The 14806-nt window shown below is 59.6% G+C and carries 10 protein-coding genes; 5 read left to right on the forward strand and 5 right to left on the reverse strand.

The genetic code is table 11. The features are described from left to right. Positions 1-51: 51 nt before the first annotated feature. A complete protein-coding gene (locus tag CLU93_RS27895) occupies positions 52-417 on the forward strand; it encodes a hypothetical protein (protein ID WP_143451767.1) in 366 nt (121 codons plus the stop codon). A 167-nt stretch (positions 418-584) separates the two neighbouring features. Here CLU93_RS27895 and CLU93_RS27900 read toward each other — a convergent pair whose 3' ends face one another. From CLU93_RS27900 to CLU93_RS18500, 5 genes are all read right to left on the reverse strand, one after another. Beyond that, the gene (locus tag CLU93_RS27900) at positions 585-803 is read right to left on the reverse strand and encodes a hypothetical protein (protein ID WP_143451768.1); all 219 of its coding nucleotides are present in this window, start codon (positions 801-803) and stop codon (positions 585-587) included. 244 nt (positions 804-1047) lie between these two features. Further along, positions 1048-1329 carry a hypothetical protein gene (locus CLU93_RS18485; protein WP_099762811.1) on the reverse strand — a complete coding sequence of 94 codons (282 nt, stop codon included), beginning with the start codon at positions 1327-1329 and terminating at the stop codon, positions 1048-1050. A gap of 681 nt (positions 1330-2010) precedes the next feature. Next, positions 2011-3342 carry an IS4 family transposase gene (locus CLU93_RS18490; RefSeq protein ID WP_099764462.1) on the reverse strand — a complete coding sequence of 444 codons (1332 nt, stop codon included), beginning with the start codon at positions 3340-3342 and terminating at the stop codon, positions 2011-2013. Between the two features lie 147 nt (positions 3343-3489). Beyond that, positions 3490-4050 carry a hypothetical protein gene (locus CLU93_RS18495; RefSeq protein WP_099762812.1) on the reverse strand — a complete coding sequence of 187 codons (561 nt, stop codon included), beginning with the start codon at positions 4048-4050 and terminating at the stop codon, positions 3490-3492. Further along, complete coding sequence (locus CLU93_RS18500) at positions 4047-6284, reverse strand: serine/threonine-protein kinase (RefSeq protein ID WP_099762813.1); 2238 nt, start codon at positions 6282-6284, stop codon at positions 4047-4049. The genes CLU93_RS18495 and CLU93_RS18500 overlap by 4 nt, the downstream gene beginning before the upstream one ends. Positions 6285-6576: 292 nt before the next feature. On the opposite strand from CLU93_RS18500, the gene tssF reads away from it, so the two are divergent. Genes tssF through CLU93_RS18520 form a run of 4 tightly spaced genes read left to right on the forward strand, consistent with a single transcriptional unit; the run spans position 6577 to position 14491 of the window. Further along, positions 6577-8439, forward strand: coding sequence for a type VI secretion system baseplate subunit TssF (gene tssF, locus CLU93_RS18505; protein ID WP_099764463.1), 1863 nt, complete (start codon positions 6577-6579; stop codon positions 8437-8439). Further along, on the forward strand, positions 8400-9428 hold the full coding sequence (gene tssG, locus CLU93_RS18510) for a type VI secretion system baseplate subunit TssG (RefSeq protein WP_180287880.1): 1029 nt from the start codon (positions 8400-8402) through the stop codon (positions 9426-9428). The genes tssF and tssG overlap by 40 nt, the downstream gene beginning before the upstream one ends. A gap of 47 nt (positions 9429-9475) precedes the next feature. Further along, entirely contained in the window at positions 9476-12220 is a 2745-nt protein-coding gene (locus tag CLU93_RS18515) for a type VI secretion system Vgr family protein (protein WP_099762815.1), read from the forward strand. A 24-nt stretch (positions 12221-12244) separates the two neighbouring features. After that, the gene (locus CLU93_RS18520; RefSeq protein ID WP_099762816.1) at positions 12245-14491 is read left to right on the forward strand and encodes a T6SS effector phospholipase Tle3 domain-containing protein; all 2247 of its coding nucleotides are present in this window, start codon (positions 12245-12247) and stop codon (positions 14489-14491) included. Positions 14492-14806 lie beyond the last annotated feature (315 nt).

Here is a 14806-nt window from a genome sequence, read left to right on the forward strand (position 1 = left end):
AAATTGTATTCCGATCAAGGTGTGCCCTTGCCTCGGCACAGGGAAATTACCTTGCGCTATACGGGCATAGGTGTGTTTTCGATGAGTGAGGGCTATGAAAAAGACTTCCGGCGAACAGTGCGTGTGGCGAATTTGACGCCAATCGATGGCGGGAGAGACTTCGTACTTCCGCCATTGTATGACGCCGCCATTGTATGGGTGGGGGATGGGCAATTGCGGGTGCGTGGATTTGAAATTAATCCTATGACCATGGCTCATGTGGCAATGGTTTGGGGCGCGGAGATTCTGGCAGATCAGCGGCCTGGACGCGTGCTGGTGCCATTTGATGGAGATGCTGCGACTGCAGTGATCACCTCTCAAGCGGATCTGGAAAAAGCGGCCGCCGCCCGAACTGGCCCTCCGCAGTGGAAGCGCTGAAATTTGATTGCGTTGGAAAATAAGAAAAACCGTTGGAAAATGTAAAAAAGGGTTACATGCCGAAGCATGTAACCCTTTGATTTTCATACGCATTCTGTGGGGTGGCTGATGGGGCTCGAACCCACGACAACAGGAATCACAATCCTAACCGGAAAAGATGAGATTGATTAAAGCGCGATAGTTATATGGGAGCCGCCAATTATTGCGATTGCCTTCAGTGTATCGGGCGAGTATCCGCCTGCATGGACGGTAATATGGGCACCATTTGCTTGTACGGTGTCGACAATGTATCTTATGGTATCAGGGGAATATTTTGCATCTCCTGTAATAATCATATCGACACCTAGATTTGCAATGGCTTTAGCTGTATCAGGTGAAACTGCCATGTAACTCTCCTGTTGTTAAGCGGCTTGAGATATCTTGCTGAGTCACTATTTGCAACAATCCTATTGCTGCACATTAGTACTAATTTTTTTGCTATCTCCACTGCGGTTTCATTGTGGCAGACCTGCAACTAGCGAATGTTTTTGTCAACAACCATCCTTGCCGGTCCGAAAATATTCAGTTTGTTGGCAAGTTTAGTGATTGCTTCATGCCTAGGGCCGTGAAAGGGGAGATCCTCGATGCCGACTAGATAATCGCAAGACCTTCCCAGCTGCGCTTGACTGCCTCAGATACAAATACCGCCCAATTTCTCTTTGTGTGAGTCGCGGCAGCTTTTGCAGCCAATATCACTTGCTCAATTGTAGCGGTGCCTTCGAAATTGTATTCGCCAGGAGACATTTTATAACGTATACCATTATCGCCAACGATGATATCAGTGAAACCCATTGCCCCCATTTTTTCGTGCAGCACCGTGTAGTCGGCAGCGCTAGCGCCGTGTAATTCGACCCGAGTTGTAAAATATGCCATTTCATTTCCCTTTAGTAAGCAATCGTCAATTTTTGCATTTTTACTAAGTGGATGCAATATTTAATGACATGGATGGTATGGTGGGTTCCTTGAGGCTAGGCGTCACTTTTGGCGTAACTTCTAATAATCTGTGCTGGTTCTCATAGGTAAAAGTACTGCTGCATCATCGGTGTGAGCTTTTCAGCCGAATTTTTCTTTGCCGCGGCGGCGTTGATTTCTTTTGGGACGGTGGTCATGTGTTCTTTGTCGTTGGTCCGGCGGCAGGAAAACGCGTGCCTGCCGGGCTGTGGGTGGTGCTGTGTGCGTTCAAGGCCGCGCTGTCAGGCGATGCTTGAGTCCAAGGCCGTCATTTTACCGCTTTCGGCAGGCGGGGCGGCGTATTGCGTGCGGATGTGAAAAAGCCGCGCCGGTGGAGGTTGGCGCGGCCTGAGTGTCGCAGCGTCAGGCGATGGCGATTAGATGGCTATGGATCTGCCGATGGACTTTTCAGGCAGCAGTCTGTCAGAAATTTCTTCGATTTCGTTACAGCTTAATTATTGCTTAGTTGCCATCTCACGATGATGGCTTGCGAAATTGAAAGCCGAATTATTCATAAGGTAACTTTTGCTGCATGCCACGAGTTAAGCCGCCTCCTGCGTTTCCCGCATCACATCCTGCACAATTGGCCTTAGCCCCACCCCTTTAAAGGTGTACATTGACAGCCCCGTCTTTTAATACCCGTGCCGTTGATACGTGGCGTCTGGCAACAGCACCGGCCACGTAGCCTTTTTTCGCTGTTTTTTTCGGGCCGCGAGGGTGTTTGCGCAGCGTTTTTGGTTTGGCGTAAGCGGCAATCTGAAGCAGTAATTTGCTCAGCTCTGATGCACACATGGCGTCGTAGCGCCGCCATGCTTTGGTTGGCACAGCCATCACCATGCCGGCATAGTGCGCTCGTACCTCCACGGCCACATAAAACGGCGATAGCTCAATGCCGCTGGCAACCAAGTCATGCGCGGTGCTTACCGCGCGCTGCAAGACAGTCAGCACGTTATAGGCCAGGATCGCGGTGCCGAACGCGAACAGGGCTGCGCGCGGGTGTCCGAGAGTCTTGACTTCACTGTGCAAGACCGATTCGAGCCGCTGGAACATTGTCTCGATCCGCCAGCGCTTGCTGTATAGGCGAGCAATGGCACGTGCGCTGAAATGCTCTTTTGGTAGATTCGTCAGTAATCGGAGCATCATTTCGCCATCGTCAGTGGGCTTGTAAAGTTGCAGTTCAATACGACGTAATGCTACCTTCTGTCCTGTAGCTCCAGGGATGGCAACGCACTGTTCAAAGACGGCGCCGGTCGCGATTCTCCCTCGATATGTCAGCTCGTCGAGCGGTGCCGGATTGGGCGTACGACCGTGCTCACGCACGATGAAGGCACACCCACGGCGATCCCATTCGGACAGGATCATGCGCGTGCTGAAGTTGCGATCAGCAATCCACAGGTCGCCCGGATGCGAACGCTCTAGTAGCGGCGGCATCACGGCGCGTTCCTGCGAGTGTGCATCTTCGCAAGGCTCCATATCGACGACCAGGCCCGAATCAGGGTCATACACCACAAGGGACTGGCCAGGCAATGCGGCGCCGCGAAAGGCGCGTAAAGGCTTCAACCGCTTTTCGCTTGCAGGCAAATGGTTACCGTCCACGATTCGGGTGCGGTAACCCGGAACCAGCGGTGCATTCCCCTGCAAAAATGGCGTGATCACATCTCCAAGGCGCTCGACGCTGCCGGTGACCAGAGCCCGTACCAGGTTCGGCTCGGTATGCTTGACCTTGTCATATAAAGCTTGCACCGAAACAGGCAAATCAGGGTAAGCCTGCGCTGCAGCGTGAAGCGATGGCCGCAGCCCAACTGCGACCACGGACATCAGTTCGACTGTCGTCGAGAACAGTAGCTCCCTCTGGTATTGGGCGCCACGTTCACGCTCGAAAAGTGCATCGACCCAAGCAGGGTCGAGGGCACGTTGCAGCGCCAGCCTTGCCATTACAGTCAGCGGGCTGATTTTTGCGCAGTGCGATACCACAGCATTCATCATCATGGCAGTTTCCTCCTGTCCCAGTTAGATGATGTTTGCGACAAAGAGTGCAGGTTTTATCTCATCTGTGACGACGCACCTTTAAAGGGGTAGGCCTTAGCCCCAATCGGAGTCTCCACCAACGGAAGCTTCTGGATCGAACGAGAATACCCGTAGCTCTGGCAGTGCCTGTTCGCCACGCAGGATACGCACGGTCAGCACGAACGATAGTTCCCAGCGGCCTTTCGTATGCCCGACGTCCAGCGTGTGCTTCCATTCTTGGCGAATGCGGCGTAAGTCTGGCAGTTTGGGATCTTCTGGCAGCAGGTGGGACTCAAAGTCCAGTTGTACTGGATAAGTGGCGCCGACTGCTTGCAGGAAGGGGGACGGCGGCGAGTAGCGGGTTGGCACATTCGGACCGATTTGGGTCAGCTGAGGCACGCTGATGAGACAGCAGTCGACGATCTGGAACGAGGTAAAACCACTCTTTTTTGAGCCGCAGCAGTTGACTTCAAGGTAGACATGCTGGCCTTGATGGAAGTGCACGCCTCCCATGTATTCGCCGTGACGAGGGTCTGCGCTGCCGTCGCACGAAGTAAAGGCATAATCAAGTTGGCTGGTGGTTTGATCCGCATCAAAATGGACAGATAACTTCATCCAGGGTTCTTCGTATGTCATTTTTTCTTTGCTCTTTCTATATTGATAAGTAACTGTTGATAGCGAGCATCTCGCCTTAGTGCCAACAGATCGGGGGACGATTCGATCAGGTTGAGAGGGTAGCCGCGCTTGAGAGCTTGTGCCAATGCAGCAAGTGCCTCGTCGCGTGAGCTTATCAGTTCATATGTGAGTGCTGCCCTGAAGTGAACGTCTGGCAAGTCTGCCAGTGACACGGCTTGCTTCACGTGCGTTAGTGCCTCCTGTTTTGCTCCAACATAGGCAGAGTACAGAGCCATGCGTGAATTGAAGGAGGCATCGTTTGGCAGTCGTAGCAGTAAGGGTTTGAGCAAATTAATTGCCCTTCTGTACGAATCGACGGAAGAGTCATTTTGAGCCGGTACCCATCGTTGCGCATCGGCCAAGTTGGCCCATAAGATATAGTTTCCTGGATTACCTTTTTTCTCTGATACGGCATTTTCAAATGCCTGTACTGCACCCAGGTAGTCGCCTTTGTTAAACAAAGTATTTCCCAAATTAGTGTAGAGCTCCCAGTTCGGGCGCATTTGCAGTCCTTGTTGTAGAACTTGCAATGCTTCATCAATGCGATTCTGGCGTACCAGCACAGCGTTTAGCTGCGCGTACGCGCTGGTTGATTGCGGGTCTATTGATATGCTTTTCCGAAATAATTTTTCAGCACTATCATAATTGCCAAGTTTGTAATGCATAGTTCCCAGTAAGGATGTGAAAAGACGTTCCTGTGGAAATTTCTCAATGGCTTTTTCCAGTAAGTCTTTGGCCATGTCAAACTTTTGCGCATGCATAAGCAGGCGTGCTTTGCCATAGAGACCCAGCAGATTATGGGGATCCAGGTTGAGCGCGGCGTTGGCCTCTCCCATTGCTTCCGAACGCTTACCTCTGAATTCCAAAACCCAGGCCTGTGCTACCCGTGAAAGGGCTACTTGGTTGTCCGCAGTTAATGCTTGTTCTGCAGTGACAGCGGCACGTTGCAACCACGTTTCATCGCGACCGTTGCTGATATACCGTAAACTGTAGGCAAGTGACAGTCCTGCATTTGCCACTGCGCTCGTCGGATTATGCTTGAGCACCGTACTAAAATGCTCGATGGCCTGCGCCTGGCTCGTATCGCGATCAAACACCCGCAACGCCTCCATCCCCGCCGCCATGCTGGCCATTTCCGAATACGGCACAGGCGCCTTTTCGCCCGTGATGAACGATTTGACGACAGGCACCATATTCGGCAACTGCCATCCCGCCAGCACCGCCAGCAGCGCGACGCCCGCGCCCCATTTCAGGGTGCGCTTGCGTGGCAGGGGAAGGCGGATGGAAACGGCGGCGGGCGGTTCTTCTTCCGTAGTCTTGTTCTCAGCCAGGGGCGTGGCCAAGGTGAGCGGTTCGCCGCGCTGCGCCCCTAGCGCCTCGCGCACGTCACGCATGGTGCGTGGCCGTTCGGCCGGGTCGTGCGCCGTCATCGCGCGCACGAGGGCGTTGATGGTGGGCGGCACCGTTTCGGGCAGGTCCGGCCAGGCTTCCGTCGCCTGCATGTGGGCGGCGGCAAGGGCCAGGCCGTGCAGGTGGGCGAAGTGGCGCTGGCCGGCCAGCATTTCGTACAGCATGGCGCCCAGCGCGTAGACGTCGCCGCGCGTGTCGGGCAGGCGGCCCATCAGGCGCTCGGGCGCCATGTAGGCGATGGTGCCCTGCAAGTCGCACAGGGTGGTCGTTTGCGTCGCTTGCGGGTCGATGTGGCGCGCCAGACCGAAGTCGAGGATGCGCACCTTGCCATCTGCTTCCAGCATCAGGTTCGACGGTTTCAGGTCGCCATGCACGAGGTCCATCGCGTGCGCTTCGTCCATGGCGTCGGCGATCTGGTAGGCGATGTCGAGTGCCGCCTGCAGGTCAGCCTTGCCGCTGTGCATGAATTGCCCCAGCGTCTGGCCTTCGACCAGTTCCATGACGATGGACTGGCCCGTGCCCTGGCCCTCGATGGCGAAGATGCGCACGAAGGCGGCATGGCGCAGCGAGGCGGCCAGGCGCGCTTCATTGATGAGTTTTTCCGGATGCAGCACGTCGGCTTGCGGTTTCAGCCGCTTCAGAGCCACGCTTCGGCACAGCTTGGCATCCCAGGCTTCGAATACATGGCCGAAACCGCCTTCGCCCAGCAAGCGGCGCACTTCATAGTGCCCGCTGATCGTGTCGTCTTGCAGTGGGGTCTGACGCAGGGAGTCGAGCAGTTCCATATACCTTGGCTTCAGAGTGCATCAGCGTGGACGGCAAACATCGAAAAGGGTCAATGCGATGCTTGAGTGCCCAAGATGATTGATTTTGAGTAACTCCCTGATTTAAAACGATTGTTTCGAATAAGTCAATTAATATTGGCAAAGAGTGAACGAAAATTGCTGTGCCAGCGCCGGGATGGCATTCCTTGTGATGCATGCAATCTTGTTCAAACTCAATTTTCCTATTCCCCGCTTCCTCAATAATGCAGACGAGGCTGTACCGGCATGTGCCGATCAGGCGATGGAGGCTGGCATGGATGAGTTGCTGCAGTATTACGAGCGCGAACTGGGCACCTTGCATGCGCACAATCAGGCGTTTGCCCGGCGCTATCCGGCCATCGCTGGCGCGTTGGGCATCGTGGGCAGTGACCTGGGCACCACCGACGATCCGCACCTGGCGCGCATGCTGCAGGCATTTGCCATGTTCAATGCGCGCACGGCCAAGCGCCTGGCCGATGGCTTCGGCAGCTTCAGTGAAACCTTGCTGGAAGTCAATTTCCCCCATTATTTGCGCCCGTTTCCTGCCTGCGCCATTGCCCGCATCGATAACGACCTTGCGGCAGTGAGCGAGCTGGCCGTGATCCCGCGCGGCACGCTCATGCATGCAGCGGAGCATCAGGGTGTTGCCTGCAAGTTCACCACCGCCTACGATGTCGCCGTGGCGCCGCTGCGCCTGTCCGAGGTGCGCTTCCAGTCCATCGTGGCGGCGCCGCCCGCAGTGCGCATGCCACCGGATCTGGGGGCGGCGATCAGCATCACGCTCGAAGCGACGGGTGCCACGTCCACGCTGGACGGGCTGCCGCTGCCGGCGCTGCGCCTGTTCCTCGACGGCGAGCCTTCCTTTTGCGCCACCTTGCGCGACAGCCTGTTCCTGCGTGCGCGTTGTGCCTATGTGGAAGTCGATGGCGTATGGCATGCGCTGGACGCAGTGCCCTTGCATCCGGTCGGCTTTGCCGCCGAGGATGCCTTGATGCCGGCCATGGCCGCCTCGCATCCCGCTTACCGCCTGCTGGGCGAATGGTTTGCCTTTCCGGATAAATTCAATTTCGTCGACCTGGACCTGGCTGCGCTATGCGCGCAGTTGCCGCCGGGCTGCCGGCGCTGCACCGTGCACCTGCTGCTGGCCGACGTGCAGGCCGATGCGGATATCGCGCGCATCTTGCGGCCCCTGTCCGCCAGGCATCTGGTGACGGGATGCACGCCCGTCGTCAACCTGTTTCGCCAGGCGGCCAATCCCATTCGCCTGACGCACGCGAGCGCCGAGCATGTGCTGCTGCCATCGGTGCGGCAGGCGCATTGCTACGATATTTACAGCGTCGATAGCGTGCAGGTGCTCAGTGAAACGCAGAGCGGTGGCGCACTCGATGCGTTTCACCCGTTCTATTCGATGCGCCATGGCGAAGCGGGCGGGCGCCAAGGGCGCTACTGGGTGACGCGGCGCGACGAAGACATGGCGCTGAGCAATCCCGGCTACGACATGCGCATCGCCTTTGTCGACGGCGCCATGCAGCCGCTGCACGGCGCCATGCAGCCGCTGCACGACGCCACGCAAACGGTGTCCATCGTGCTGACCTGCAGCAACCGCGATTTGCCAAGCCGCCTGATGTTCGGCAATGCCGCGGGCGACCTGCACCATGATGGCGTGGCCAGCGCCTTGCCGGTGCGCCTGCTGCGCAAACCCGGCGCGCCGTGCCGCTTCCCTGCGGGTGCGGCGTCGCACTGGCGGTTGATCGCGCAATTGTCCCTGAACCATCAGTCGCTGAATGAACAGGGCTTGCCGCTCTTTAAGCAAATACTCGAGTTGTACAACTTGCCCGGTTCGGCCAGCGCCGCGCGCCAGATCGCGGGCTTGACGGGACTGCGCCAGCGCGCCGCCAGTACCTGGCTGCAGGACGAGGCGGGCGGCAGCCTCGTCTTCGGCATCGACGTACTTCTGTCCGTCGACGAAGAAGCCTTTGTCGGCAGCGGCTTGCATGCCTTTGCCCAGGTGATCGAACGCTTTCTCGGGCTGTATGTGCACCTGGCCTCATTTACCCGCCTGATCGTCTTGTCGCAGAAGACTGGAAAGGAGTTGCTGTGCTGCCTGCCACGCAATGGAAACCAGACGCTGGTGTAGTCGCGCGCCTGCTGGCCGATCCGTCCGGCACCGGCTTCTTTCAGGCGGTGCGCCTGCTGTCTGCCTGGCTGATGCAGCAGGGCATTTCGCAGGAGCAGGTGTTTGAGGATTACCTGCGCCTGCATGGCAGCGCATCGCTGTCGTTTGCACCGGGCGAAATCGAACAGCTGTGGCTGGAGCAGGATGCAGATGGCGAGACGCAGGTGCATGTGCAGGCGGCCATGCTGGGTTTTTTAGGCGTGCATGGCAACTTGCCGCTGCATTACACGGAAACGCTCGCCCGCCACGAGCGGCAGACGGGCGATGGTGGTCCCCGTGCCTGGCTCGACACGCTCTCGCACCGCGCGCTGATCCTGTTCTATCAGGCCTGGGCCCGCTACCGCATCGAATGCCAGCAGGATGCCGACGGCGGCGATTTCCTGCCCTTGCAACTGGCGCTGGCGGGCGCCTGGCCTGCCGAGGTGGCCAAGCTGACGGATGGCTTGCCAGCGCATGTGCTGGCCCATTACGCGGCCTTGCTGCGGCACCGGCCCGTGGCGGCCGACGTGATGCAGGCGCTGCTGGCCGAGTATTTCGGCGTACCCGTGCGCATACAGCGTTTTGTGGGCGCCTGGTTCCGGCGCGCGCCGCAGGAGCGCACTTTGCTGGCCACCGCGCATGCCGGGCTGGGGCAAGGCGCCATGCTGGGCGAGCGCTGCCGGCGCGCCGACTTGCGCGTGCGCCTGGTGCTTGGGCCGCTGGCGCGCCATGTCTATGAGGATTTCTTGCCTGGACGCCCCGGTGCGCTGGCCCTGCGTCAGATGCTGGGCCTGTTTGGCTTGCCTGGCATGAGTTTTGAAATACGCCTGGTGCTGCGCCGGGAAGATGTGCGCACCTGCGTGCTGGGCATGGGCGCCTGCCTGGCGGAGGATGCCTTTTTGGCCGACAAGTTGCCGGCCCGTGAGCGTGACGACATGCATTACGACATTCGATTCGATGGTTCCGCCTGAGACCGCCTTATTGATGGACCCCGCTGACTGTTGGAAGGAAGAAAACCATGGAAGACTACACGCAATGGCTGGCCGTGGACAAGGCCTTGACTGCAGGCAATCGCGCCTTGCGGCTGCGCCTCGCTTACCCGGAAGGCATCAATGAGGATGTCTTGCTGCCGCAGCGCATCAGCGGCAGCGAGGCCATCTGCGGCGGGATTGAGTACCGCATCCTGTGCGTGGCCACCGAGGCGCAGCTGCCGCTGAAACAGTTCATCGCCGTGCCAGCCGAATTGCAGATCGTCACCGACTGCGGGCAGCTGCGCAGGGTCTGCGGCATCGTCGCCGAAGCGAGTGCGGGGCAAAGCGATGGTGGCCTGGCGACCTATCAACTGGTGCTGCGCGATGGTCTGGCCTTGATGGAAAAACGCATCAATACGCGGGTGTTTCGCAACAAGCACGAATTGCAGATCGTGCAGCTCCTGTTTGAGGAGTGGCGGCAGGGCAATAGCGTGCTCGCCGCCAGCCTGGATCTCGCCATCGATGCGGCGCTGGCGGCGCGCAGCCTGCCCGTGCGCGAATTCACGATGCAGCACAATGAATCCGATGCCGCCTTTATCCGCCGCCTGCTCAGGCGCCGCGGCATCGCCTGGTGTTTCCAGGCGGGAGCGCCCGCCAGCGCGCACGCCGCCCACGTGCCCGTGCATACCCTGCTGTTGTTCGACGACCCCAGCCGCCTGGGGCAAAACGCGGCCGGCACGGTGCGCTATCACCGCGATGACGCCACCGAAGAGCGCGACACGGTCACGGCCTGGAATGCCTTGCGTCGCTTGCAGCCCGGAAAGTCGGAGCGCTACAGCTGGGATGACGGCCACCCGCACAGCCCGCAATTCATGCGCACCCAAGCGGGCAGCAAGGCGGACCAGGGCGGTAACGGCAATCGCCTGGCGGCCAGCCTGGACGACTACATCGTGGAAATGCCGCTGGCCGGCGCCAGCAACGACGACCATCGCCAGCTGGGGCAGTTGGCGATGGCGCGCCACGACTTGGAGACCAAGTGTTTTCAGGGCGAAAGCTGCGTGCGCGATTTCTGTGTGGGTCAATGGTTCAGTCTGCAAGGACATGCGGAGATCGACACGCACCCGGCGGCCGAGCGCCAGTTCGTGCTCACGGCTGTGAGCGTGTTGGCCAGCAACAACTTGCCGAAAGGTCTGGATGCGCGCATAGAGCGTTTGTTCGCGCACAGCGGCTGGCAGGCGGACGCGGGCCTGGCGCAGGTTGCCGCTGCCGAGCCCGCGTCGATCTTGCGCTATCGCAATCGTTTTACCTGCGTGCGGCGCGGCGTCGACATCGTGCCCGGCTTCGACCCGCGCAGCGACTTGCCGGTGGTGCGCCTGCAAAGCGCGCTGGTCGTCGGCCCTGCCGGCGAGGAAGTGCATTGCGATGCGCTGGGGCGCGTCAATGTGCGTTTTGTTGCGACGCGCGCGCAAGATCACGCGCATGCCAACGGCTCCGGCGCTTCCGATACGGAGCGCGATTCGGCCTGGGTGCGCGTGGCATCGAGCTGGACCGGCAATGGCCCGGGCAGCGGCAAACAATGTGGCACCTTGAGCTTGCCACGCATCGGCGCGGAAGTGCTGATCGATTTTCTTGGCGGCGACCCGGACCGGCCCATCATCGTCGGCCAGCTGTACAACGCCGTGGGTGCGCCGCCGGGCCTGAGCAGCCGTGGCGCCTTGCCGGGCAACCGTTATCTGTCCGGCATGCGCAGCCGCGAAGTGCGCGGTGGGCGCGGCAACCAGCTGTGCTTTGACGACACGCCGTCGCAGATCAGCGCGCAACTGGCCAGCGACCAGGCGGTCACGCAATTGAACCTCGGCTATCTGACCGAACCGCGCAGCGACGGCGCAGGGCGGCAGCGCGGCGACGGCTTTGAATTGCGCAGCGACGCCAGCGGCAGCGTGCGCACGGCCCGTTCGCTGCTGATTTCGGCCTGGAAACAGCTGGGCGCCAGCGGCAAGCAACTCGATGGCAGCGAGCATGCCGCCGTGATGAAAGAATGCCTGGAATTGTTTAGCTCCCTGGGCGAATTTGCCGCCCAGCATCAGGCGCTGGCGCTGGACGCGGCCGGCAGCAAGGCGCTGGGGGCCGCGATTGCCGCCGACCAGGCCGTCGTCAGCATCACGGCGCCCGAGGGCCTGGCGCTGAGTACCCCCCAAACCATCAGCGGCAACGCGGGCGCGAATATCGACCTGGTGGCCCAGCAGCATCTGCAACTGAGCGCGGCCCAGCGCTGCAACGTCAACGCGGGCAAGGGCATTTCCCTGTTCGCGCACCAGGACGGCATCGTGCAGGTGGCCCATTTTGGCAAGTTCTTGCTGCAAAGCCAGCACGATCTTCTGCAGGCGGACGCCGCCAAGGAAATCCGCCTGACAGCCGGCACGCGGCTGGTCGGCGTGGCGCAGGACGAAATCACCTTCATGACGGCGGGCGGCGCCTACCTGAAACTGTCGGGCGGCGCGGTGGAACTGGGCGGACCCGGCGCGCTGACGGTGAAGACCGATGGCCACCACTGGAACGGTCCGGCCAGCATGAAAGGCGAGCTGCCCAACTTCGGCGAAGGCGAACTGGGCCGCGTGCCGCGCTTGCTGCGTCCCACCGATGGCTTGCCCGTCGAAGGCGTGGAAGTGCACATCGAGCGCGAAGGCGACAGTCCCTTGACGGGCGTCAGCGGCGCCGACGGGCGCGGGCCGAAGGTGGCGACCGATCACCTGCAGCGGCTGAAGGGATTTTTCTTCCGCCGCCGTTCCTGAACCCCCGTCACTGGAGAGCACACCATGCTGTTCGACCCCCATCCACCGCTGTGCGACGACCCTGAAATCGATATCCTCGGCCAGTTTTCCTGCAACGCCAATTTCCAGAGCAGCGACCGGGACACGCTGCAGCAGTTGCCGCTGCCCGGCATCGTGATCTTCGTGCACGGCGTCAATTCCGATGGCGAGTGGTACGCGGCAGCCGAAGAGGGACTGTGCAAGGGCCTGAACGAGCGCCTCAAGCGTTCCTGCCATCACCTGCAGCATCGTGGCGTGGAGGGCGGCGAACTGACGGCGGTCAATTATGGCGCCGAGATCACGGCCGAAGGCTTTCTTCATCCGGAAATGTCGGCCGATACCTTGATCCGCGATGCCGGCACTTTTTCTCCCGTGATCCGCTTTCGCTGGGGCTACAAGGCTTCGGGCGAGGAACTGCAGAAATACGGCAAGGGCATCTACCTGAACGAAGATAATTACTGGGGCGGCGGCCCATTTGCCAATGGCTGCAGTGCACTGGCCGACTTGTGGAAGGACGGGCTGAGCGAGGGTTTATTCTTGTGGAACACCATCCAGCACATGAATCCCTTCCCGGAACGGCAAGTGTACAGCTGCCCGCCGCGAGCGTATTTCGTACTGGCCGCCTATCGCCTGGCCAGGCTGGTCGAAGCCATCCGCCAGCAGCAGGCCGACGTGCCCGTCACCATCGTGTGCCACAGCCAGGGCACGATGGTGGCGATGGCGGCCGCTTTTCTCGGCGCCCGCCTGCCCAACGCCGATGGCGTTCCCTGCGTGGCCGACAACTATGTGATTTGTAATTCGCCGTACAGCCTGGCGAAAAGCAATAGCGCCGAGAACTGGGTGGCCGGCAATCTGCGTGCGGCGGACGGCAGCACGGGCAGGCTGACGGTGCAGGCGCGCATCGCCACCTTGAAAAACTTCTTTGCCCTCATCGGCCAGCGCGCCAGCCTGGGCGAGGCGCAGACAGACGAGGAAATCGACCGCTGCATGGCCAACGTGCAGCACGGTTTTTCCGCCGCCAAAGATCGTGAACAATACGGGATTGCCGGCGCCGCCCGGGGCGGCAAGAAATCATCGTATGGCAGGGTGACCATCTATTGCAATCCGCACGACATGGTGGTGTCGTCCATCGCCATCGAGGGCATCGGCTGGCGCGGCCTGTCGGGTTCGCCGGCCAAGGACAGCAAGGACGGCGGCGAACTGGCGGCCACCGAGGCCGCAGGCGTGTGCGTGCAGCGCGTGTTTGCCCAGGGGTTTGAGGTGGGCAAGCAGGGCAGCTATCACTACTGGAGCGATCACTGGCGCAAGCCTGCGCCGGGCGGCAAGGACTTCTGGTTTCCGGCGCAGAAATATGCGTCGTATTCCATCAAGCAAGGCGTCGAGGCCAGCGAGGGCGCCTTTTCCACCATCCTGACGGTTGGGTTTGCGCCCTTGTTTATCGTGTTAACGGGCCTGGCCCGCAGCCCTTGCAATGCCTCGCCCCACAAAGACTGGAAAATCGAACTGAACGCACCCGACCTGCTGCCGCCCTTCAAGCCGCAGTCCTTGCGCTTTGGCCAGACAAGGGAGGAATTCGATGAAGGTTACGAGCCGCTTGGCGAATCGCGCCAGGCGGGCAAGCAGCGCGCTGCCGGCGACGATTACCTTGCCGATCATGAGATTCCGCCCGGCGGCCTGCAGGGGCAGGCGGCGAAAAGCGAAGCCAAACGCATGGACAGCGCCAGGGGCACGGCCGATGACGAGGCGCGCCTGCGATTCGAGCAGCGCGCGGTGATACGCGCGCAAGCCGTACGCGAAGGGAAAAGTCCCGCAGGTCAAAAAGTCCAGCAGGAAATGCCCAACGCCACGCCCGACGCCGAATACCAAGCATGGCGCAGCACGCGGATAGAGGAAATGATGTCCCGCCAGGCGGGCGCCTACGCCACCGACCATTCCACCATCCTGACCAACCCCATGCACGCAGAGCGGGCGCTCGCGTATGACGTGGCGGTGGGCGTGTGCCGCATCAAGCCTGACCAGCTGCGCAAGTTGAGGGTGGCGGCGGATTGGCGGTTGTTGGATGGGCTCGATAAGGACAATCCTGCAAAAGCTTTTAAAGAGTACTTTGCCGCCGCGACTATTCATGAAGTCAGCACATCAGTATGGATACACCACGACGATTGCGAAGCTAGTTTGCCTGTTTCAATAGTTGATAAACGTGAAAATTCTGCATCGAGCTCTCGGCCTAATTCGGGGGAGCTTGCCCATGGCTAATTTTTTGCTGAAATGGAAGTGATCCTTTTCTTATGTGGAGAATCTAAATGTTAAAGTCAATTTTTTTATACTCTATTTTTGTTTTGTTCGCAGCAATGTTTCTAACGGCTTGCACTCGCTTGCGCTCACCACCAGCATTACCTATAAAAGCCCTCGTAACAACACCGGCTGCTAAGGGACCATTTATGGCTCAAGTTGTTGGCTTGCAATGGCTTAATCCTTTGCAGCGTAGAGATTATCCAACGCAATGGCAATTGCTTTGGACCTTGGGCTTGGTGCAGCCAAATCCTGCCGACGATATGGTCCGAGAGAACC

The organism is Janthinobacterium sp. 35 (assembly GCF_002754575.1).
Lineage (GTDB): Bacteria > Pseudomonadota > Gammaproteobacteria > Burkholderiales > Burkholderiaceae_D > Janthinobacterium > Janthinobacterium tructae.